Origin of the sequence: Paenibacillus sp. UNC496MF, assembly GCF_900113915.1 — a bacterium.
GTDB classification, from domain to species: domain Bacteria; phylum Bacillota; class Bacilli; order Paenibacillales; family Paenibacillaceae; genus Paenibacillus_Z; species Paenibacillus_Z artemisiicola.
Map to the genome: position 1 here is coordinate 97,179 of NZ_FORE01000009.1, position 21,168 is coordinate 118,346.

Below are 21,168 nucleotides of genomic sequence, written 5' to 3' on the forward strand. Positions count from 1 at the left end.
ATACAAAAAGGCTGCGGAGCGCATCCGCAGCCTTGCGTTTTTTCATCATTGTAAACGTTACACAAGCTCCGCTTGCTTCATGTCGGCTTCCATGACTTGCAATTCGCCCATGCCGCGAACCAGCTTCTTCGCATGCATGACTTTCGGTTTCAACACGGACATCATGTAGTCGATCGCGAGCTGCGGATCAACCGTTTCTCCACAGGTATAACAGTCAAGAGCGGCGAACCCTCTCTCAGGATACGTGTGAATGGAAAGATGACTTTCAGACAGCAGTACGAGCACCGTTGCGCCTTGTGGCTCAAATTGTTTGGCTTGCACGGACAATACGGTAGCGCCGCATGCTTCGGCCGCCTCTACCATTTGGGCTTGTAAAAACTCCGAGTTGTTCAGCAGGTCAAAATCTACGCCCCAAGTATCAACCGCAACGTGTCTTCCGAAAGTTGAGTATTCCATCTTTCGGTTCCCCCTTCCTAGGAATAAAATGTTTAGTAATTTCATCCGCTAGGACCTACGTCATTCACTGCCCGAGGGACTTTCCTCTCGCAACATTACCATGTCCTGAGTGAATCCTGGTTCCTAATAGTTCATTGCAACGAAAATAAAAATACCATCTATCGCCGAGAAATGCAACAGTTTTTTTTGGGCGAAAACCGAACGATGGACGTGACGCGAACTCCAATTATAAACGTATGTCGCGCGCCTCGATTCTGTGTTCGTCCAACCCGCCCGAAAGAACAAAAAAAAGCCGCAATCGCTGCGGCTTTCCCGGTGTGGTTCAGGCTCGCCGTTCACGCTTCCATCATGAACAGCTGCCTGGTATAAGAAGTCAAACGCTCGTCGATAAGGGCGATTTGCGCACGATCGCTGCATTGATTGCGCAGATCCAACAGCTGGTCGATCGCGCCTTGCACAACCTCGATTTCATGTTCGATGACCATGACCCGAAACGCCGCTTCAAGCTGGCCGATCGTGTCCTTGAACTCAAAGATCACTCTCGCTTCATTGTTTTTGTGTTCAACAATTTTGCGAACATTGCCTTGCACGTAGTGATAGGTCATCGTATAGGTCGGATAAATGCGGTTGACGATCGCATCGCCTCGGAACGCCGCTACGGCCTTGCGCATGGCATTCGTCAATTTGGGATGCATGATGCGGCAGGAAAGCAAGCTGACAAACCGGTCTTGCTGACGCTCGAAAGTTAAGCGGACCTCTTCTCGTCCTGCGTCGTCCTCGAGAACCATCTCGTGATTGCCGTTATCCAATACCCGCACTTGATGCTTGACATGCTGGTCTTCGAAAAACCGGACAAATCCCGCCATCTCTTCAGCCGTTAATTGCAGAGAAGCACTCACATACTCGGTGGCTATCCGCTGAGCCATAAAAATCTCCTCAATTCTTTAAAGTAACGCATTTGTAAATCCACTACTTAGGTATATTATAACCGATCGAGGTCTTTTATTCCTGCCGCCCAGCCGCGATATTCTCGCATATTTCAGAAAAATGAAGGAGATTTTACAATGAGTCCGCGCTTTTATGCGTAATCCTCGTTATTCGATCGAAACTTCTTCGGTTTCTGCCGCTTCTTCCCCGCTTTCCGCGATCATCCCTTCCATGACGGCCCACAGCTCTTCGCGGCCGAGTCCCGTCTCGGACGAGAACAGCACGTGGCGGTCCGTCGGACGGAAGCCGAGCGCCTCCTTGACGATCTTGACGTGCTTCGGCCACTGGCTCTTCGGAATCTTGTCCGCTTTCGTCGTGACGACGCAAACCGGGATGTCGTAATGCTTCAGCCAATCGTACATCAGGACGTCGTCCTTCGACGGCGCGTGCCGGATATCGATGATGTGCAGCACCATCTTGAGCGGCTCCCGCTCGCTTAAGTACGTCTCGATCATCTCGCCGAACTGCTGACGCTGCACCTTGGATACCTTCGCATAGCCGTACCCGGGAAAATCGACCAGATACACGCGGTCGTTGACGCGATAATAATTCAGCTGCTGGGTCTTGCCCGGCTGCGAGCTCGTGCGCGCCAAGCCCTTGCGGTTGATCATGCGGTTGATGAGCGACGACTTGCCGACATTGGAGCGCCCTGCCAGAGCGAACTCCGGCAAGGCGTCGTCGGGGTATTGATTCGGCCTTACGGCGCTGATGACGAATTCCACGTTCGATATTTTCACGAATGAATAACCTGCTTTCTCTTGCTTGCTAATGCGTCTCGACCGGCGCCTGCGCTTCCAGGCCCGTCAAGGCATGGGACAACACTTCGTCCATCGTCCCGACCGGCACGAATTCCATATCGGCTTTGATGCTGTCCGGAATGTCGCGGAGATCGCGCTCGTTGTCCTTCGGCAGCAGCACCTTCTTGATGCCCGCGCGATGCGCGGCGAGGGATTTTTCCTTCAGGCCGCCGATCGGCAGGACGCGGCCGCGCAGCGTGATCTCGCCGGTCATCGCCACTTCCTTGTTCACGTAGCGGTTCGTGAGCGCCGAGATGAGCGCCGTCGCCATCGTGATGCCCGCGGACGGTCCGTCCTTCGGAATGGCGCCTTCCGGGATATGGATGTGAATGTCGTTCTTCTCGTGGAACTGCGGATCGATGCCGAGCTCGTTCGCGCGGGAGCGCGTGTAGCTGAAGGCGGCCTGCGCCGATTCCTTCATGACGTCGCCCAGCTTGCCCGTGAGGGTAAGCTTGCCGCTGCCCGGCAGCACGGTCACCTCGATGACCAGCGTGTCGCCGCCGACTTCCGTCCACGCAAGGCCGGTCACCGCGCCGACCTGATTCTCGATCTCCGCCGTGCCGTAACGGAACTTCGCGGGTCCGAGCCATTCCTTCACCTTCGCCGAATCGACGTCGATCGGCTCTCCGCCGCCCTCGGATACGATCGCCCTCGCCGCCTTCCGGCAAATCGCCGCGATCTGCTGCTCCAGGTTGCGGACGCCCGCTTCGCGGGTATACTCGCGGATGACCTGCAGCAGGCTGGCGTCTCCCATCCGCATCTGGTCCTCTTCGAGCCCGTGCTCCTTCTTCTGCTTCGGCAGCAGGTAGCGGGAGGCGATTTGCAGCTTCTCCAGCTCGGTGTAGCCCGGAATATAGAGCACTTCCATCCGGTCGAGCAGCGGACGCGGAATGTTATGGATGGCGTTCGCGGTCGTAACGAACATGACCTTGGACAGGTCGAACGGCACTTCGATGAAGTGGTCGCTGAACGTGTTGTTCTGCTCCGGATCCAGCACCTCGAGCAGCGCGGATGCCGGATCGCCGCGGAAATCCATCGCCATCTTGTCGATTTCGTCCAGCAGGAAGACCGGATTGAGCGAACCCGCCGTCTTCATGCCTTGGATGATGCGCCCCGGCATCGCGCCGACGTACGTGCGGCGGTGGCCGCGGATTTCCGCTTCATCGCGCACGCCGCCGAGCGAGATGCGCACGAACTGCCGGCCGAGCGACTTCGCGATCGACCGCGCCATGGACGTCTTGCCGACGCCCGGAGGGCCGACGAGGCACAGGATCGGGCCTTTCAGCTTCTTGACCAGCTGCTGGACCGCCAAATATTCCAGCACGCGCTCCTTCGGCTTCTCGAGACCGTAATGGTCCTCGTTCAGAATCTCTTCGGCTTTGTTCACGTCCAGGTCGTCCTCGGTCTGCTTGCTCCAAGGAAGGGTAAGTAACCAATCGATATAATTGCGGATGACGCCGCCTTCGGCCGACGTGGACGGCATTTTCTCCAGCCGGTCGATTTCCTTCTCGACCTTCTCCCGAACCTTCTCCGGAATGCCGGATTCCGCCATTTGGGTGCGGAGCTCCTCGACTTCGCCGGCTCGTCCTTCTTTCTCCCCGAGTTCCTTCTGGATGGCTTTCATTTGTTCGCGGAGATAGTATTCCTTCTGGGTCTTCTCCATCTGCTTCTTGACGCGCTGGCTGATTTTGCGTTCCAGCTCCAGCACTTCGCGCTCGTTGTTCAAAATATCCAGCAGCCGTTCCAGCCGTTCGCGCACGTCGACGGTCTCCAGAATGTCCTGCTTGTCTTTGATCTTGAGCGACAGATGGCTCGAGATGACATCCGCGAGCCGGCCGGGCTCGTCGATGTCCGATACCGCGGCCAGCGTCTCGGGCGTCACTTTCTTGGACAGGTTGATATAATGCTCGAACTGAGTCAGCACCGTGCGCATGAGCGCGTCGATCTCGGGGTCCGTCGACTCCGACTCCGGCAGCTCGCGGATCGTGACTTCGTAGAAATCGTCGTTCGGCAAATAATCGACGATTTCGGCGCGCATGACCCCTTCCACCAGCACCCGGATCGTGCCGTTCGGCAGCTTCAGCATCTGGCGCACTCTCGCCACCGTGCCTACGCGGTAAATGTCCTCTTGGGAAGGTTCTTCGATGTTCACTTCCGATTGGGAACAAAGCAGGATCATATGATCGTCCAGCATGGCCCTGTCGAGCGCGCGCACGGATTTCTCGCGGCCTACGTCCAAATGCAGCACCATGCTAGGATATACAAGAAGCCCCCGTAAGGGAAGCAGGGGCAATCGACGACCTTTCCATTTAGCAGGTCCCATTCCAGCACCTCCGTCGTTGACGATTCGCGTTCACCCTATCGTGACCGAAAACCTCGGGCTTCAATCTTGAAGCCTTTCTCCATTTTATCACTCTACGGAATCCGCCTGCAAATAAGGCAGCCCCGTCGCGATGAACACGTCGGCGGATTGGACCGGCGCCGATGCCGGCGTCTCCATGTATTCCGCCCCGAACACATGACGGAATACCTCTTCGACATGGTCGACCGGGATGACCCGGACGCCCTGAAGATCCGCGAAAATCGCCTGCCAGTTCTCCCGCGGAATGATGACGGTGTCGGCGCCCGCCTGGAAAGCCGCCTCTACCTTCGCCAGCACGCCGCCGACCGGCTTCACGTTGCCGTGGATGCCCATCTCGCCGGTCATGGCCAGCTTGTTGGTGATCGGCTCGCCTTTGATCGCGGAGGCGATCGCCGTCGCCATCGCGATGCCCGCGGAGGGTCCGTCGATCGGCGTGCCGCCCGGGAAGTTGATATGCAGGTCGTAATTCTCCGGCTTCATGCCCATCCGCCGCAGCACGGTCAGCACGTTCTCGATCGAGCCCTTCGCCATGCTCTTGCGCCGGAGCGTCCGGCTGCTGCCGCCTCCGAGCTCCTCCTCGTCCACGACGCCCGTGATGGTATAGACGCCTTTGCCGGGACGCGCCGCGATCGCGCTGACCTCGATCTCCAGCAAGGTGCCCATATTAGGACCATACACCGCAAGGCCGTTCACGAAACCGACCTGCGGCGAAGCCGGTACTTTCCGGTCCGGACGCGGCGGGATTTGGCTGCTGTTGACGACCCATTCCACGTCCGCCCCCGTGATCGAATCCCGCTTCTCCGACAGCGCCAGGCCGGCGGCAAGCTGGATGACGTTGACCGCTTCGCGGCCGTTCGTCGCGTAGCGCGTCACGACGTCGACCGCCTCCTGCGACGGCGGCAGGCCGATCTTCTTGAGCGCGTTGACCGCGATTTCCGAAATTTCGTCCGGCAGGAGCGGTCGGAAATAAATCTCCATGCAGCGGGAACGAAGCGCCGGCGGCAGCTCTTGCGGCGAACGCGTCGTGGCGCCGACCAGCCGAAAGTCCGCGGGTAGCCCGTTCTGAAAAATATCGTGAATGTACATCGGAATGTTCGTGTCTTCCGAATTGTAGTACGCGCTCTCCAAAAACACCTTGCGGTCTTCCAGTACTTTTAACAATTTATTCATCTGAATCGGATGCAATTCGCCGATTTCATCGATAAACAGCATGCCTCCGTGCGCTTTCGTCACGGCGCCCGGCTTCGGCTGCGGAATGCCCGCCACGCCCATGGCGCCGGCGCCTTGGTAAATCGGATCGTGCACGGAGCCGATCAGCGGATCCGCGATGCCGCGCTCGTCGAACCGGGCGGTCGTCGCGTCGATCTCGGTAAACTTGGCGTCCGCCAAAAACGGGGAGGCCGGATTCTTTTTCGCTTCCTCCAGAACGACGCGGGCCGCGGCCGTCTTGCCGACGCCCGGAGGCCCGTATATGATGACATGCTGCGGATTGGCGCTGCACAGCGCGGCCTTCAGCGCGCGCAGGCCGTCCCGTTGGCCGACGATGTCGTTGATCGTCTGCGGGCGCGTCTTCTCCGACAACGGCTTCGTCAGCGATACGGATCGCAGCTTGCGCAGCTTATCCATCTCCTTGCGCGACTCCCGGTCGACCGCCGTCCGATTCGTCTTCTGATTGCGCAGCAAGTTCCAGAAATACAAGCCGATCACGATCGCGAAAAACACTTGAATGAACATCAGAACCACACTTAAACTCATATGCGTTTACTCCTCCCGTTACAGAAAGGACAGCTCTGCCGTTCTTCCCGTACCTAAAAAATCCGGCCTCTACAGGGCGTATACTGTTCAGTATTGCCCCCGGCCGGATGGAATAATCGCGCTATTGCACTAAAGTTTGATGGTTAGACGCCTACTTGCGCTCCCGGATGATGCTTGCGGCCGGGAATTTCGCCCGTCGCTTCGAAGACGCGGACGATTTCGTCGATTTCCTTCTTCAGCTCGGCCAGCATCTCGGATTCCGGCACCTTCCGGATCATTTCCCCGTACCGGAAGAGCATGCCTTCGCCGCGCGCGCCCGCGATGCCGATGTCGGCTTCGCGCGCTTCGCCCGGACCGTTGACCGCGCAGCCCAGCACCGATACTTTGATCGGCACTTTGATCTTGCTGATGTAGTCCTCGACTTCGTTGGCGATCGAGAAGAGGTCGATGTCGAGGCGCCCGCAGGTCGGGCAGGACACGAGCGTCGCGGCGTTCGTGATCAGACCGAACGTCTTCAGCAGCTCGCGCGCGACCTTCACTTCCTCGACCGGATCGGCGCTCAGGCTGATGCGCACCGTATTGCCGATCCCCATGGCAAGCAGCGCGCCGATGCCCGCGGAGCTCTTGATCGTGCCGGAATGCAGCGTCCCCGCTTCCGTAATCCCCAGATGCAGCGGATAACGGATCTGTTCGGCCGCCATGCGGTAAGCCGCGATGGCCATCGGCACGTCGGATGCTTTCAGCGAGACGATGATGTCGTGGAAATCCAGCTCCTCCAGGATGCCGATATGGAAGAGCGCGCTCTCGACCATCGCTTCGGGCGTCGGGTAGCCATACTTCTCGAGCAGGTGGTTCTCCAGCGAACCGGCGTTGACGCCGATCCGGATCGGAATGTTCCTTTCCTTGCACGCCTTTACGACCGCCTCGACTTTCTCGCGACGGCCGATGTTGCCCGGGTTGATCCGCACCTTGTCGACGCCGTTCTCGATGGCGGCCAGCGCCAGCCGATAATCGAAATGAATGTCCGCGACGAGCGGGATATGAATCCGTTTCTTGATTTCCTTGATCGCTTCGGCCGCTTCCTTGTTGTTGACGGTGACGCGGACGATTTGGCAGCCGGCTTCCTCAAGACGCAAAATCTCGGCGACGGTCGCTTCGACGTCCGCCGTCTTCGTCGTGCACATGCTCTGGATGATGACCTCGTCGCTGCCGCCGATCGTCAGCGGACCGACTTTGACCGGAACCGTATCCTTGCGCAAATACATAGTGGTAACCTCTCCCATGAACGTCAAAGTTCCACCCCTGCAAACCGCGCAAAAACAGCGGCAGGCAGAGGTGGAAACGTTTGAAGTGTTATTTAGTGGATCAGGCGCTTTCTTCCTTCTTCTTGCCCTTCTTGGACACCAGCTCCGGCATGATCCGGTCTTGCACGACCTTCTCCGTGATCAGGCAGTTGCTGACGTCGTCGCGCGACGGCACTTCGTACATCACGTCGAGCATCAAGCCCTCGATGATCGCGCGCAGGCCGCGGGCGCCGGTGTTGCGTTTGATCGCTTCTTTGGCGATCGCCTCGAGCGCGCCCATCTCGAACTCCAGCTTTACGTTGTCCATCTCGAGCAGCTTTTGATACTGCTTCACGAGCGCGTTTTTCGGCTCGGAGAGAATGCGGACAAGCGCGCCTTCGTCAAGCGGCTCCAGCGTCGAGATAACCGGCAGACGGCCGACGAATTCCGGGATGAGCCCGAATTTCAGCAAGTCCTCCGGCAGTACCATCGACAAGTATTCGCCTGCTTTCAGGTCCTTCTGTCCGTCGCCGGACGCGTTGAACCCGATCACCTTTTTGCCGATCCGGCGTTTGATCAGCTGCTCCAAACCGTCGAACGCCCCGCCGCAAATGAACAGGATGTTCGTCGTGTCGATCTGAATGAATTCTTGATGCGGATGCTTGCGCCCGCCTTGCGGCGGAACGGATGCGACCGTGCCTTCGAGGATTTTGAGCAGCGCCTGCTGCACGCCTTCGCCCGAAACGTCGCGCGTGATCGAAGGGTTCTCGGATTTGCGCGCCACTTTATCGATTTCGTCGATGTAGATAATGCCGCGTTCGGCTTTCTCTACGTCGTAGTCGGCTGCTTGGATGAGCTTCAGCAGGATGTTCTCGACGTCCTCGCCCACGTAGCCCGCTTCGGTAAGCGAGGTGGCGTCCGCGATCGCGAACGGAACGTTCAAGATCTTCGCCATCGTCTGCGCGAGCAGCGTCTTGCCGGAGCCCGTCGGGCCGACGAGCAAAATGTTGCTCTTCTGAAGCTCGACGTCTTCCAGCTTGTTCTGCGAATTTACGCGCTTGTAATGGTTATACACCGCGACGGAGAGCGATTTTTTCGCCTGCTCCTGACCGATGACGTACGAATCCAAAATATTGCGGATGTCGCGCGGCTTCGGAATGTCCTTCAGATCGAGCTCTTCCTCATGGCCGAGTTCTTCCTCGACGATTTCGGTGCACAGTTCGATGCATTCATCGCATATATAAACGCCCGGTCCGGCCACGAGCTTGCGCACTTGATCCTGCGACTTGCCGCAGAACGAGCATTTCAATTGGCCTTTTTCGTCGTTGAATTTAAACATGGATTTCACCCCTTCTTGTTGGTTCGACTGTATGGAGAAGCTTACAGGGACGTAACGACTTTATCGATCAGGCCGTATTGCAAGGCATCTTCGGCGCTCATGAAATTGTCGCGATCCGTATCGCGGTCGATACGTTCGTACGGCTGGCCCGTACGGTCCGCCAAGATCTGGTTCAGCTTCTTCTTCGTCTTCAAGATCCAGTCCGCGTGGATGGCGATATCGGAAGCTTGACCGCGCACCCCGCCGAGCGGCTGATGAATCATGACTTCGCTGTTCGGCAGCGCGAAGCGCTTGCCTTTGGCGCCGGCCGTGAGCAGGAGCGAGCCCATGCTGGCGGCGAGGCCGACGCAAATCGTCGACACATCCGGCTTAATAAACTGCATCGTATCGTAAATACCCATTCCTGCAGTTACGGAACCGCCCGGTGAGTTAATGTACAGATGAATATCCTTCTCCGGATCGTCAGCCGCGAGGAACAGCAGCTGCGCGATGACGGCATTGGCTACGTCGTCGTCGATCGCACTACCCAGAAAAATTATCCGATCCTTCAAAAGACGGGAGTAAATATCGTAAGAACGCTCTCCCCGATTCGTTTGCTCAACGACCATAGGTACCAGATTCATGCGACCAACCTTCTTTCGTTATCGACTTGTAAAGCACTTCTTATTCTAACATGTTCCGAATGCAATGTCATTTTTCTGAATACTACATTATACGATACGGGCAAATACATATGTACGTGACTGTTCCCGCGCGCGCCGAAAAGCCGCGCTGAGGATAAAATAAGGCACGTATGAACGTGCCTTATCCTTATATTGTGGTTCAGTTGTAATGCCGATTAGGCAACGACCGTTTCCGTCTTGCTGTTGTCCAGCAGGAACTTGATCGTTTTGCGAAGCACGAGGTCTTCCTTGATGTTGTCGAGGTTGCCGTTGGCTTCGAAGATCTCGCGCAGCTCGGCTGCCGGGCGGTTGTACTGCTTCGACAGGTTCTCGAGCTCTTCGTTCAGATCCTCGTCGTTCGCCGCGATGCCCTCGTTCTTCGCGATTTGCTCCAGCACCAGGTTGTTCAGGACGCGCTTCTCGGCGTCGCCGCGCATTTGGCCGCGAAGAGCCGCTTCGTCTTGGCCGGAGAACTGGTAGTACAGCTCCAGGTTCATGCCCTGCATGCGCAGGCGGTTCTCGAAGTCGCGCAGCATGAACGTCGTCTCGGATTCGATCATCGCTTCCGGAATTTCGACGGTTGCACCGGCTGCCGCTTTGTCCACGACGGCCGCTTCGCGCGCGGATTCGTTTTCTTTCGTTTTGCGCTCGGCCAGCTTCGTCTTCAGGTCGGCCTTGTACTCGTCAAGCGTATCGAACTCGCTGACGTCCTTCGCGAACTCGTCGTCCAGGGCCGGCAGGTTTTTGCGCTTGATTTCGTGCACTTTCACTTTGAAGACCGCAAGCTTGCCCGCGAGGTTCTCGGCGTGGTAAGTCTCCGGGAACGTGACTTCGATGTCCTTGAAGTCGCCCGTCTGCATGCCGACGACTTGCTCTTCGAAGCCCGGGATGAACGAACCGGAGCCCAGCTCCAGGGAATGGCGCTCGCTCTTGCCGCCTTCGAAAGCTTCGCCGTCCACGTAGCCGTCGAAATCGATGACCGCGATGTCGCCGTTTTCGGCCGCGCCCTCTTCGAGGACGGTCAGCTCGGCATGGCGCTGCTGCAGGCGGTTAAGCTCCGCCGCGACTTCTTCGTCCGTGACTTCCGCTTCGGCCGCAGGCACTTCCAGGCCTTTGTATTCGCCGAGCTCGACTTCGGGCTTGACGGTTACTTTGGCGGTGTACTTGAACGTTTCGCCTTTGGCGAACTGCTGCACGTCGATTTCCGGACGGTCGACAGGGAAGATGCCCGTCTCTTTCACGGCCGCCGAATAGGAATCCGGCAGCAGAATGTCGATCGCGTCTTGGTACAGGCTCTCGATGCCGAAACGCGCTTCGAAAATGCCGCGCGGCACTTTGCCTTTGCGGAAGCCGGGAACATTCACTTTTTGAACGACCTTTTTGAATGCTTTGTCGATCGCTTCGTTAACTTGCCCCGCCTCGACCTCGACGTTGATCGAGACGAGATTCTTGTCTATCTTTTCCCAAGTTGCTGTCATGTTATGCTTTCCCCTCCAAATTAAATAACGCTTCTGCGTCAGATCTTACCCGTAATAAACCATTCTATTATACTCTACATCAAGCGGGATTTCAAGACTTGTCCCCGCCTTCCTCCAGCCGCAGCTGGACCGTCTGGCGAAGGGTCCGGCACGCCTGCTCGTAACGAAAGCGAAGCGCGTCCGTGATGCCGTAGGTTTCCCGGATGTCGTCGTCGTCGGCCCGTCCGTAGAGCGACAATTCCAGTACCTGATGCAGCGCCGCGGCAAAACAGTCGACCGTCTCGTCGTCGTCGCCGCGCAGCCGTTCGTACGCCGTGGTGCCGTAGATGCACTGCAGGCATTCCTTCCACAGCTCGCGGGCGAAATGGGGCATGGACGCTTCAACGACCTCGGTCACGGACTCCACGCGCTCGGCGACCCGGACCGCCACCGGAGGAAACTCGTCCAAGGAAAGCGGCGTCTCTTCGATTTCCAGCTCCGCGAACTCGCCCATCCGCTCCAAGCCGACGGTGCCGGTCACGCCGCGCTTCTTCAAGCATTGCAGCGCCTTGAATTGCAGCTCCGGATGCAGCTCGGTGCCCGTCAGCCAGGTCAGAATCTCTTCGTCCACGCCTGGATGCGTCAAATACGCCGCGCGTTCGAGCGCGAGCAGCTGCTGGTCCGCGACGGGATGGTGCTTCATGACGTAGAGCACCTGCTGCACGTAATCCTCGTCGTAATCGTTCGGGATTAAAGCTTGCTCGCGTATGGTAGCTTCGTTTTCTTCGTCTTCTATGTAGGATGGATTGCCGTTTCCTTTGCCTTCGTACCCGGGAAAGGCGACGTCGAGCCAGTTGAGCAGGTTGCTCCACTCGTCGTAATGCCGTTTCTCCTCGCCCTGGCAATGCAGCAGAAACCGCAGCAGCTCCTTGGCTTCGCCGTACTGCTCCGATTCCAGCAGCCGGGTCAGCTGATTTTGGTATTGGTCGAGCATGTTCGGAAACAAATACACGTTCTCTCTATTTTCATCGGGGGTAGAATTGGACGTCGTAATAGAATCACCGCCTTGTATGCCGCGCTGCCGGCCGGCCTGATGTTCGGGTAGAGCTCGATTATAACATTACCTGCCGCTCATTTCCATTTTGGCCGAAGCCGTTTTTTTTGAAACCCCGGCGGACGATATTTTAGTAGAGTCGCGTCAGCAACCCGGTCAGGGCGGAAAATAAACATTTACCTGTTGCAAAACGATGGTTCCCATGCTAAGATATTGCTTACGTGTCCCAGTAGCTCAGTTGGATAGAGCACACGCCTTCTAAGCGTGTTGTCGGGGGTTCGAATCCCTCCTGGGACGCCATTTCGTTTTCCATGCGTCTGAATTCAATCGCAACGCCTCAATCCTTTGACACATTAGGATTAAGGCGTTTTTGTCATTCCTTCAGAGCTCGCCGGCTGCGCGATTTGCTCGCGGGCCGGAAGTCGATTACGAGCCGAGGCGGCCTAACACGTATGGATTCGGACAATTTTTATCTCAAACGCGGTCAACGTTGCCATCAGTTCTTTGAATTGAAGATCAAGAACCTTCAGATCGGCCTTTAACGAACGCAGCTCGTACGCTAGATTCGAATGCTTCCCCGGGGAATGGTTGCTCTTGATGATAAGCCACCTCTTTGTTGCGCAACTCTCGATACAATTTGTATCGCAAACGAGAACTTTCGGCTCCGTTTCATCATAAAAAATGGATTCCGCGTCCGACTCCGCGGCAGACGCTGCGGGCAGCAACCGGGGGCGTTACGGTTATTGCCCGAAAGTAAAATAACGCATTCGTTGGTCCTGCCGCATGCCGGGGGCCGGGATTTTTTCGTTATCGCGTTAGCAATCCGGACGGGCGCGTTTAAATAAATAGGGATCGCCGCACTATAAAGGAATACCGCATGAGTCCAATCATGCAAGCATGCTATTCTCCCGAAGGAGTGATCTCAGTATGACGCAACAATCCGCCAACCGTCCGACGTCGTTTCCGCCGCAGCACCAGAACCGTCAGCCCGGCCTGGAAAGCGACATGAATCCGCTCCCCCGGTTTCAGGCCGAAGGGTACAAGCCCGCCGGCAAGCTGGCCGGCAAAGCGGCGGTCATCACCGGCGGCGACAGCGGCATCGGCCGCGCCGTCGCGCTCATGTTCGCCAAGGAAGGCGCGGACGTCGCGATCGTGTACTTGGACGAGCACGACGACGCCGGCGAGGTGAAAGGCCTGATCGAAGATCTGGGACGCAAATGCGTGACGATCGCGGGCGACGTCGGCGATCCGGAGTTCTGCAAGGACGCGATCGAGAAAGCCGCCGACAAGCTCGGCGGGCTCGACATCGTCGTCAATAACGCCGCGGAACAGCACCCGAAGGATAAAATCGAACAGATTACCCCGCAGCAGCTGGAGCGGACGTTCAAAACGAACATCTTCGGCATGTTCTATATCACGCAGGCCGCCATGCCGCATCTGAAGGCCGGCTCGGCCATCGTCAACACGGCGTCGATCACGGCGTACCACGGCAGCCCGACGCTGCTCGATTACTCGTCCACCAAGGGCGCCATCGTCGCGTTCACGCGTTCGCTGGCCATGAACCTCGCCGCGCAGGGCATCCGGGTCAACGCCGTGGCGCCGGGGCCGATCTGGACGCCGCTCATCCCGTCGACGTTCGACGCGCAGCAGGTGGCCAAGTTCGGCGCCGATACCCCGATGAAGCGCGCCGGCCAGCCGGAGGAGCTGGCGCCGGCTTACGTGTACCTGGCGAGCAGCGACTCGTCGTACGTGAGCGGCCAAGTCATTCACGTGAACGGCGGCGAAATCGTCAACGGCTGACCGCGGCCGGAACCGGAAAAGCCGGGAACGCCCCATGCCTTGCGGCATGCGCGGACGTTCCCGGCTTTTTGCCGTTCAGATGCGCTTGAGCAGCCTGGCGATGGACCGGTCGGCTTCGCGCAGCACGTTGCGCTTGTCGACCGTCTTCACCTTGCCCCGCTCCACGACCAGCTTGCCGTCGACCCAGACGTACGAGACGCTGCTCCGCGACGCCGCGTAGACGATCCGGGAATACGGATCGGCGCCGTATGACGGGAATGTCTGAAAATCCTCCAGATCGAGCAGGACCAGATCCGCTTTCTTCCCCGTCTCGATGCTGCCGATCAGATGATCCAGCCCGAGCGTCCGCGCCCCGCCGATCGTCGCCAGGCGCAGCACCTGCCGCGCCTTCATCGCCTCCGGCCCGAGGCGCACCTTGTGCAGCATCGCGGTCAGCCGCATCTCCTGGAACATGTCGAGCGTATTGTTGCACGGCGCGCCGTCGGCACCGATGCCCATCTGAATGCCCTGCTCCAGCAGCTCCGGCACGAGCGCCACGCCCGACGCCAGCTTCAGGTTCGAGCCCGGGCAATGGGTCATGCGCGTCCCCGTCTTCCGCAGAATCTCCCGTTCTTCGTCGTCCAGCCAGACGCAGTGCGCCAGAACCAGCCGCGGCGACGTCAGGCCGATATGGTCCAGATACGCGATATTGCGCATCCCCCGCTGGCTGCGGACGAGCTCGATCTCCTCCCGGTTCTCCGCGGCGTGCGTATGCACGAGCACGTTATGCCAAGCCGAGAGGTCCCGCACTTCCTTCAGCAGCCGCTCCGTGCACGAGACGACGAACCGCGGACAATACGCGTACTTTAGCCGGCCGTTGTCGAAGCCGTGCCATTTCTCGAGCAGCGCGGTGCTCTCGGCAATCGAGCGGTCCGTGTCCTCCCGCAGCCCCTTCGGCACGTCGCCGCCCGCGTCCATCATGACTTTGCCGGAAATCGCCCGTATGCCTCCCGCCGCCATCGCCTGAAACGCGAAGTCCGTGTGGCTGACGGTTTCCATGTCCAGAATCGTCGTCGTCCCGCCGCGCAGCAGCTCGCCGATGCCGAGCATCGCGGAATAATAGACCGACTCCTCGTCGTGGGCCGCTTCGAGCGGCCAGATTCGCGTCCGGAGCCAATCCATGAGCGCCATGTCGTCGGCCTGTCCGCGAAAGAGCGTCTGGCATAGGTGGATATGCGTCTGGACGAACCCGGGCAGCAGCAGCTTGCCCTTCGCCTCCACGACGGTCGTCGCCGCCGGGTCGTGCGCCGGGAGCGGTCCGCCGACGGCCACCAGCTTATCATCCTCGAACATGACATCGCCGGTAATTATCTCGTCCCTGTCGTTCATCGTGACGATCGTCGCATCGCGCAATACAGTCGTTCCCATGGACAACCTTCGCCTCCTTCGCCTGACGCCGCGAGCATCCCCGCCATCTATGTTCAGATTGTAGCACGGAACCGCCGGGAATAAATTGAACATTCAAAAAAAAGAAACGGCTCGCGCCGCTTCCCCTCTGCGCGAACTCGTTTCCGTCGAACTTCTCCCCGGACAGCCCCGTCAGACCGCCTCTTCAGGACCAGTCCATCAGCCGCCGGATGTCGGCGCGCACGCCCGGGTACGACAGCACCTGCTCCTTGAACGATTCCCGTTCGCCCCAATCCGTCTTCATCGTCGGCGTATCGAACAGCTCGTCCGTGACGTCGGCGTAAGCCTGGTGCAGGCTGTTGTCGTACCAGTCGGCGTCCGGGCGGGCGTCGCTGCGCACGACCGCGACCATGTCGTAGTCGTTGTCCTGCGAACGGCCGAAATACGCCAGCAGATCGGGATTGTGCGCATCGCTCGTCTGCACCTCCACCTCCGCGCAGTGCAAGCCGTCCCGGTCCGAGGCGCCCTTCACATGCGCTTCCTTCACGATCATTGCAAGCTCCCTTCGGGAAACAGCCCCATCGTCGCGACGTGGCGCTTCGTTTCGTCGGTGCCGAGCTCGTAGAGCAGCCGGTAGATATCCACGAGCAGCCCGTCGGTGCCCGCGTTCATGCGCTTGTCGGAATCGGTCGCGGCGCCCCAAAAAGGATTGGTCCAATTCGCAGCAGTCTGCGCCTCGTCCATCGTCGCGTACTCCTCCAGCAGCTCCTGCAGCCGGTTCAATTCTTCTTCGTTCGCGGCGATCGCCAGCTCGTAGCCGGTGACCGTCGGATCTTCCACGACCGACCCGGCCTGGACGGAGACGTAATAGGGTTTGCGGTCGTAATAGGATGCTTCGTGCTCATTGGCCATGATGGACTACTCCCTCCTTTATATCGTTCTAGCATCCCCCGGGGGACAGACATTTTATCCATGCGCAGGGCATAACCATGCTAGTATCGCTGTTTTAACCCTGCATCAAGAAAGGAATGAGAACCATGTGTGGATTCACGGGCTGGATCGATTGGACCGCCGACCTGACGAAACAATCCATCATCCTGGAGAAAATGACCGGAACGCTGGCGAACCGCGGCCCGGACGCCTCCGGTACCTGGATCTCGCCGCATTGCGCGCTCGGCCATCGCAGGCTCTCCGTCATCGATCCCGCGAACGGAGCGCAGCCGATGGTTCGCACGTCCGACGACGATACGTACGTCCTCGTCTATAACGGCGAGCTCTATAACGCGCCAGAGCTGAAACGGGAGCTCGAAGGCCGCGGCCGGCGCTTTACGACGACCTGCGACACCGAGGTGCTGCTGGTCGCTTACATGGAATGGGGGCCGTCCTGCGTCGAACGGTTCAACGGCATCTTCGCCTTCGCGCTGTGGGACGTCCGGGAGGAGCAGCTGTTCATCGCCCGCGACCGGCTCGGCGTCAAGCCGTTCTTCTTCGCCCGCCAGCTCGGCCGGTTTATTTTCGGCTCGGAGCCGAAGGCGCTGCTCGCGCATCCCGAAGTCAAGCCGGAGGTCGGACCGGAGGGCTTGGCGGAAATCTTCATCAACGGCCCCGCGCGCACGCCCGGCGTCGGCGTCTACCGCGACATCTCGGAGCTGCTGCCGGGCCAGTGCGCCACGGTGAACCGGGCGGGATTGCATGTTTCGCATTATTGGAAGCTGCAAAGCCGTCCGCACGCCGAAAACGTCGAGCAGACCGCGCGCACCGTCGGCGACCTGCTGAAGGACACCGTCGAGCGTCAGCTCGTGTCCGACGTGCCGCTCTGCACGCTGCTGTCGGGCGGGCTCGACTCCAGCGCGCTCACGACGCTCGCGGTCAATTATTATAAAGAAACGGGCCAAGGCACGGTCCACACGTTCTCGGTCGATTACGTCGACAACGACAAGCATTTCAAATCCCACGCGTTCCAGCCGAATGCCGACGCGCCGTGGATCCAGCGGATGACCTCGCATCTCGGCACGGTTCACCACGCGACGGTGGTCGATACGCCGGAGCTCGTCGGCGCGCTGCACGAAGCGATGACGGCGCGGGATATGCCCGGCATGGCCGACGTGGATTCCTCGCTCCTGCTCTTCTGCCGGGAAATCAAGAAGGAAGCGACCGTGGCGATCTCCGGCGAAGCGGCCGACGAAATCTTCGGCGGCTACCCGTGGTTCCACCGCGAGGACGCGCTGAACGCCGGCACGTTCCCCTGGTCGCTCGCCGCGGGCATGCGGGCGGAGCTCCTCTCGCAGGACGTCGCGGCCTGGATCCGGCCGCTCGAATACATCGGCGACCGTTACCTCGACGCCGTCGCGGAGGTGCCGCATCTCCCGGGCGAAGACGCGCAGACGCGCAAAATGCGGCAAATGTCGTACCTCAACATCACCCGGTTCATGCCGACGCTGCTCGACCGCAAGGACCGGATGAGCATGGCGGTCGGGCTCGAAGTGCGCGTGCCGTTCTGCGACCATCGCCTCGTCGAGTACGTCTTCAACATCCCGTGGGAAATCAAGACGGCCGGCGACCGGGAGAAAGGCATTCTTCGCAAGGGACTCGAAGACGTGCTGCCGCACGACGTGCTGTACCGCAAGAAGAGCCCGTACCCGAAGACGCACAACCCGAACTACTTGAACGCCGTGCGCACGCGGCTGCTCGACGTCATTAACGAAGGCAACTCCCCGCTGCTGCCGCTCATCAACGTCAAAAAAATCCGCCAGCTCGCGGAATCCGAATCGGCCAGCTCCAACCTGCCGTGGTTCGGCCAGCTGATGTCCGGCCCGCAGCTGTTCGCCTACCTGCTCCAAACGGATATGTGGCTGCGCGACTACAAGGTCGTCATCCGGTAATGCATGCAATGGATCTAACAAAAAAGCCCCCGTCGCCGAAGAGCGCGAGTTCGACTCGCGAGCGCTTCCGTGCGAACGGGGGTTTTGCTTGAGAATGATCTTGCTTGAGAATGATGCTCGACTGGCACTGGCTTGATACTGATTGATACTTGCTTACTGTTTGCATGCTGCTTGCCGTCCGGCCAATTGCTTATTGCCTCTAGGCGTTATTCCGCGCCCAGCTTCCGCAGCAGCGACGCCAGCGCGCGCCCGCGGTGGCTGATCGCCTGCTTCTCCTCCATGGACATCTCCGCCATGCCTTTTCCTTCGGCGGTCACCCAGAACAGCGGGTCGTAGCCGAATCCGCCGCCGCCCTTCGGCTCGTCCATGATCCAGCCCGGCACCTCGCCCTCGCTCTCCGCGAACGCGCCGGACTCCGGATCGTACAGCGCCAGCGCGCACACGAACCGCGCCTCGCTCAGCAGCTTCGCGCCGTCCGGCAGCCGGTCCGCCGCGGCGCCGCCGTCCGTGACGCGCGCCAGCTCCCGCAGCAGCTTCTCGTTGTTGCGGGCGTCCGTCGCGCCTTCGCCGGAATACCGGGCCGAATAGACGCCCGGCTCGCCGCCGAGCGCGCGCACCTCCAGCCCGGAGTCGTCCGCCATCACCGGCAGGTTCAGCGCTTCCGCCACCTCCCGCGCCTTCTTGCGCGCGTTCTCCGCGAACGTGGCGCCGTCCTCGACGACGTCCGGCAGGCCGGGATAATCGAACATGCTGACGACGTTCATGCCGAGCTTGCCGAAGGCGTGCGCGAATTCCCTCACCTTCCCGGCGTTCTTCGTCGCGACGACGACCGTATCGCCCCGCTTCATACGCTGAGCGTCCCGATGCGCCTGCCCGCTTCGCCGAGCATGTCGCGCTGCTTCGCGATCAAGCCGGCGATTCCCGCTTCCGCGGAGGCGAGCAAGGCGTCCAGCTCCTCGCGCGAGAACGGCGACTCTTCGCCCGTGCCCTGCACCTCGACGAACTTGCGGGCGCCGGTCATGACGACGTTCATGTCGACCTTCGCCTTGGAATCTTCCTCGTAATTCAGGTCGAGCAGCGTTCGCCCCCCGATGACGCCGACGCTGACCGAAGCCAGGAAGTCCGTAATCGGGTATTTGGCGAAGGCATGGTTCTTATTCAGCTTGTCCACCGCGAGCGCGAGCGCGACGAACGCGCCCGTGATCGACGTCGTCCGCGTGCCGCCGTCCGCCTGGAGCACGTCGCAGTCCAGCGTGACCGTGCGTTCGCCGAGGGCGTGCAAGTCGACGACCGAGCGGAGCGCGCGGCCGATCAGCCGCTGGATTTCCATCGTGCGGCCCGTCAGCTTGCCCTTCGCGGATTCCCGCTGGTTGCGCACCTGCGTCGCGCGCGGCAGCATCGCGTATTCCGCCGTGATCCAGCCTTTGCCCTGCCCTTTCATGAATGGCGGCACCCGCTCTTCGATCGAGGCGGTGCACAGCACCTTCGTATCGCCGAACTCGATGAGCACGGAGCCTTCCGCGTATTTGTTGGGTTGCAGCGTAATCGTGACCGGGCGAAGCTCGTCCGCCTGCCGTCCGTCCAATCTCATAATCGTAATCCTCCTGTCGATGGGTCCAGACTATTTTACCAAATGCGATTGGGAAAAACATCTATCGCCTCCACGAGCGGCAAAAAAAGATCCGCCCCGAAGGGCGGACCCGGTCGCTCGCCCGGCATCCGCCGGGCTTGGCGATTACGATTTGAAGGCATTGACGTGCTCGGGACGGCTGACCGGCTCGCTGTAGGATTGGTTCATGGTGTCGACGAAGTCGGATTTGCCGTTCAGTTTGATCTGCACCTTGGACAAGCCGGTGTTCTCGGTCAGGGAAAGAATGACGGCCTGCAGCATTTCGGCCGGTTCCTGCGTGCCCGGCTGGAAGCTGTCGTCCTGCAGCTCGACCGTCACGACGTCCTTCGCCTTGGACACGTTCTTGACCACGACGTCCGGCGTCACGACCGCCCGTAGCGGCAGGTTGCCGATCGGCCCGCTGATCAGCTGCTCGATCGCCGTCTTGGCGCGGTTGTTGCTGCGGTTTACGAGCCGCGTGACCGGCACATAATAAGGCTCGTTGTCCGGCGAGAGCGCGGAGAAATAAATCGTCACGGGCGCCGAGGTGCTGTAATCGACGCCATCCGCGGCTTCGAGGTTGATGCCGACGGCGCGCGTCAGCGGCTCGTCGATCGGCATGCCGTCCTGCGGCATTTCCGCCAGCTCCTTGCCTTCCATCCAAATCTTCACGTTTTGCACGTCCGGCAGGCTTGTCAGCGTCCACGTGATGGCCTCGACGATCTTCCGTTCTTCCGTGGCGGTATAGTTCCCGAATTCCTTCGAGAAGTCGACGACGGCGAGCTTCTGGTCGGGAATCAGGTTGAGCTGCTTGATGGTCGTCCCTTTCGGAAGCACCGCGTTGAAGCCGTCCGGCAGTTCGTTCGCGTACGCGCTGCCCTCCACCATCATTTCAAGCGCTTTCTGGCCGGGCTTCTCGTCCTGGCCGAGCGCCGCCATGACCGTGACCGGGGCAAGCAGCCCGTTGCGGTCGCTTAAGTACAGCGTCATCTGCGATTGGTCGCCCTGCGCGGCGGTTTCCGAGCCCGGATCGACGTTCGCGCTGACGTTTTGCGTGCCGTTTTGCGGCGGATCGATGGATTCGCTGGCGGGCTGAGAGAACAGGCCGCAGCCGGTCGTCAAGATGGGCAGAGCCAAAGCTCCGGCGAGCGCTGCCCGGCGAAACAGGCGATAATGAGTCATGAACATTTCCTCCCCATTTTGGATACATAGCCGTTACGGCTTCGAACCTGCGGACATGACGCCCTTTTGGTACAAGTCCTGCTTTGTAGTACTATGTATACGAGCCCTCCCGACCGATTAGACCAGTTTTGTCCACGAAAATGAGACAAGGGGTGTA

18 protein-coding genes and 1 tRNA gene are annotated in these 21,168 nt (G+C 59.6%); 3 read left to right on the forward strand and 16 right to left on the reverse strand.

The features are described 5' to 3' along the window. Nucleotides 1-57: 57 nt before the first annotated feature. From speD to BMZ79_RS16335, 10 genes are all read right to left on the reverse strand, one after another. Nucleotides 58-456 (reverse strand): adenosylmethionine decarboxylase, encoded by a 399-nt coding sequence (speD, locus tag BMZ79_RS16290; protein ID WP_090641719.1) that lies wholly within the window; start codon nucleotides 454-456, stop codon nucleotides 58-60. A 335-nt stretch (nucleotides 457-791) separates the two neighbouring features. Beyond that, the gene (locus tag BMZ79_RS16295) at nucleotides 792-1,382 is read right to left on the reverse strand and encodes a non-ribosomal peptide synthetase module (RefSeq protein ID WP_090641720.1); all 591 of its coding nucleotides are present in this window, start codon (nucleotides 1,380-1,382) and stop codon (nucleotides 792-794) included. 168 nt (nucleotides 1,383-1,550) lie between these two features. Further along, nucleotides 1,551-2,180, reverse strand: a complete 630-nt coding sequence (gene yihA, locus BMZ79_RS16300; RefSeq protein WP_090641722.1) for a ribosome biogenesis GTP-binding protein YihA/YsxC — start codon at nucleotides 2,178-2,180, stop codon at nucleotides 1,551-1,553. A gap of 28 nt (nucleotides 2,181-2,208) precedes the next feature. Then, entirely contained in the window at nucleotides 2,209-4,563 is a 2,355-nt protein-coding gene (gene lon / locus BMZ79_RS16305; protein ID WP_090641724.1) for an endopeptidase La, read from the reverse strand. Between the two features lie 87 nt (nucleotides 4,564-4,650). Then, nucleotides 4,651-6,357: an ATP-dependent protease LonB gene (gene lonB, locus BMZ79_RS16310; protein ID WP_090641725.1), complete on the reverse strand. Its 1,707-nt coding sequence runs from the start codon at nucleotides 6,355-6,357 to the stop codon at nucleotides 4,651-4,653. 143 nt (nucleotides 6,358-6,500) lie between these two features. After that, nucleotides 6,501-7,622 (reverse strand): flavodoxin-dependent (E)-4-hydroxy-3-methylbut-2-enyl-diphosphate synthase, encoded by a 1,122-nt coding sequence (gene ispG, locus BMZ79_RS16315; protein WP_090641726.1) that lies wholly within the window; start codon nucleotides 7,620-7,622, stop codon nucleotides 6,501-6,503. A gap of 100 nt (nucleotides 7,623-7,722) precedes the next feature. Next, nucleotides 7,723-8,979, reverse strand: coding sequence for an ATP-dependent protease ATP-binding subunit ClpX (gene clpX, locus BMZ79_RS16320; RefSeq protein WP_090641727.1), 1,257 nt, complete (start codon nucleotides 8,977-8,979; stop codon nucleotides 7,723-7,725). 41 nt (nucleotides 8,980-9,020) lie between these two features. Further along, nucleotides 9,021-9,602: an ATP-dependent Clp endopeptidase proteolytic subunit ClpP gene (gene clpP, locus BMZ79_RS16325; RefSeq protein ID WP_090641728.1), complete on the reverse strand. Its 582-nt coding sequence runs from the start codon at nucleotides 9,600-9,602 to the stop codon at nucleotides 9,021-9,023. Nucleotides 9,603-9,817: 215 nt separating this feature from the next. Beyond that, complete coding sequence (gene tig, locus BMZ79_RS16330; RefSeq protein ID WP_090641729.1) at nucleotides 9,818-11,119, reverse strand: trigger factor; 1,302 nt, start codon at nucleotides 11,117-11,119, stop codon at nucleotides 9,818-9,820. 91 nt (nucleotides 11,120-11,210) lie between these two features. Next, a complete protein-coding gene (locus BMZ79_RS16335; RefSeq protein ID WP_090642151.1) occupies nucleotides 11,211-12,092 on the reverse strand; it encodes a hypothetical protein in 882 nt (293 codons plus the stop codon). A gap of 283 nt (nucleotides 12,093-12,375) precedes the next feature. Between BMZ79_RS16335 and BMZ79_RS16340 the strand changes: the two genes are divergently transcribed. Next, a tRNA-Arg gene (locus tag BMZ79_RS16340) sits at nucleotides 12,376-12,452 on the forward strand. A gap of 627 nt (nucleotides 12,453-13,079) precedes the next feature. Continuing rightward, a complete protein-coding gene (locus BMZ79_RS16345; protein WP_090641730.1) occupies nucleotides 13,080-13,952 on the forward strand; it encodes an SDR family oxidoreductase in 873 nt (290 codons plus the stop codon). A gap of 75 nt (nucleotides 13,953-14,027) precedes the next feature. Here the strand turns inward: BMZ79_RS16345 and BMZ79_RS16350 are convergent, their stop codons facing one another. The 3 genes from BMZ79_RS16350 to BMZ79_RS16360 all read right to left on the reverse strand — a co-directional run bounded on the left by BMZ79_RS16350 (nucleotide 14,028) and on the right by BMZ79_RS16360 (nucleotide 16,250). Then, a complete protein-coding gene (locus tag BMZ79_RS16350) occupies nucleotides 14,028-15,359 on the reverse strand; it encodes a 5'-deoxyadenosine deaminase (protein ID WP_090641731.1) in 1,332 nt (443 codons plus the stop codon). Between the two features lie 184 nt (nucleotides 15,360-15,543). Next, entirely contained in the window at nucleotides 15,544-15,885 is a 342-nt protein-coding gene (locus BMZ79_RS16355; RefSeq protein ID WP_256252781.1) for a hypothetical protein, read from the reverse strand. 2 nt (nucleotides 15,886-15,887) lie between these two features. After that, nucleotides 15,888-16,250 (reverse strand): hypothetical protein, encoded by a 363-nt coding sequence (locus BMZ79_RS16360; RefSeq protein ID WP_090641733.1) that lies wholly within the window; start codon nucleotides 16,248-16,250, stop codon nucleotides 15,888-15,890. 125 nt (nucleotides 16,251-16,375) lie between these two features. Between BMZ79_RS16360 and asnB the strand changes: the two genes are divergently transcribed. Then, complete coding sequence (asnB, locus tag BMZ79_RS16365) at nucleotides 16,376-18,220, forward strand: asparagine synthase (glutamine-hydrolyzing) (protein ID WP_090641734.1); 1,845 nt, start codon at nucleotides 16,376-16,378, stop codon at nucleotides 18,218-18,220. 206 nt (nucleotides 18,221-18,426) lie between these two features. Here asnB and rdgB read toward each other — a convergent pair whose 3' ends face one another. The 3 genes from rdgB to BMZ79_RS16380 all read right to left on the reverse strand — a co-directional run bounded on the left by rdgB (nucleotide 18,427) and on the right by BMZ79_RS16380 (nucleotide 21,011). After that, nucleotides 18,427-19,068: an RdgB/HAM1 family non-canonical purine NTP pyrophosphatase gene (gene rdgB, locus BMZ79_RS16370; RefSeq protein WP_090641736.1), complete on the reverse strand. Its 642-nt coding sequence runs from the start codon at nucleotides 19,066-19,068 to the stop codon at nucleotides 18,427-18,429. Beyond that, on the reverse strand, nucleotides 19,065-19,811 hold the full coding sequence (gene rph, locus BMZ79_RS16375) for a ribonuclease PH (RefSeq protein ID WP_090641737.1): 747 nt from the start codon (nucleotides 19,809-19,811) through the stop codon (nucleotides 19,065-19,067). The genes rdgB and rph overlap by 4 nt, the downstream gene beginning before the upstream one ends. Before the next feature lie 144 nt (nucleotides 19,812-19,955). Next, a complete protein-coding gene (locus BMZ79_RS16380; RefSeq protein ID WP_090642152.1) occupies nucleotides 19,956-21,011 on the reverse strand; it encodes a GerMN domain-containing protein in 1,056 nt (351 codons plus the stop codon). Nucleotides 21,012-21,168 lie beyond the last annotated feature (157 nt).

Bases quoted from the DNA above. Each gene is read 5' to 3' on its own strand.
- speD (WP_090641719.1), bottom strand. From the start codon at position 456: ATGGAATACTCAACTTTCGGAAGACACGTTGCGGTTGATACTTGGGGC.
- BMZ79_RS16295 (WP_090641720.1), bottom strand. From the start codon at position 1,382: ATGGCTCAGCGGATAGCCACCGAGTATGTGAGTGCTTCTCTGCAATTA.
- lon (WP_090641724.1), bottom strand. From the start codon at position 4,563: ATGGGACCTGCTAAATGGAAAGGTCGTCGATTGCCCCTGCTTCCCTTA.
- lonB (WP_090641725.1), bottom strand. From the start codon at position 6,357: ATGAGTTTAAGTGTGGTTCTGATGTTCATTCAAGTGTTTTTCGCGATC.
- ispG (WP_090641726.1), bottom strand. From the start codon at position 7,622: ATGTATTTGCGCAAGGATACGGTTCCGGTCAAAGTCGGTCCGCTGACG.
- clpX (WP_090641727.1), bottom strand. From the start codon at position 8,979: ATGTTTAAATTCAACGACGAAAAAGGCCAATTGAAATGCTCGTTCTGC.
- clpP (WP_090641728.1), bottom strand. From the start codon at position 9,602: ATGAATCTGGTACCTATGGTCGTTGAGCAAACGAATCGGGGAGAGCGT.
- tig (WP_090641729.1), bottom strand. From the start codon at position 11,119: ATGACAGCAACTTGGGAAAAGATAGACAAGAATCTCGTCTCGATCAAC.
- BMZ79_RS16335 (WP_090642151.1), bottom strand. From the start codon at position 12,092: ATGCTCGACCAATACCAAAATCAGCTGACCCGGCTGCTGGAATCGGAG.
- BMZ79_RS16345 (WP_090641730.1), top strand. From the start codon at position 13,080: ATGACGCAACAATCCGCCAACCGTCCGACGTCGTTTCCGCCGCAGCAC.
- BMZ79_RS16350 (WP_090641731.1), bottom strand. From the start codon at position 15,359: ATGGGAACGACTGTATTGCGCGATGCGACGATCGTCACGATGAACGAC.
- BMZ79_RS16360 (WP_090641733.1), bottom strand. From the start codon at position 16,250: ATGGCCAATGAGCACGAAGCATCCTATTACGACCGCAAACCCTATTAC.
- asnB (WP_090641734.1), top strand. From the start codon at position 16,376: ATGTGTGGATTCACGGGCTGGATCGATTGGACCGCCGACCTGACGAAA.
- rdgB (WP_090641736.1), bottom strand. From the start codon at position 19,068: ATGAAGCGGGGCGATACGGTCGTCGTCGCGACGAAGAACGCCGGGAAG.
- rph (WP_090641737.1), bottom strand. From the start codon at position 19,811: ATGAGATTGGACGGACGGCAGGCGGACGAGCTTCGCCCGGTCACGATT.
- BMZ79_RS16380 (WP_090642152.1), bottom strand. From the start codon at position 21,011: ATGACTCATTATCGCCTGTTTCGCCGGGCAGCGCTCGCCGGAGCTTTG.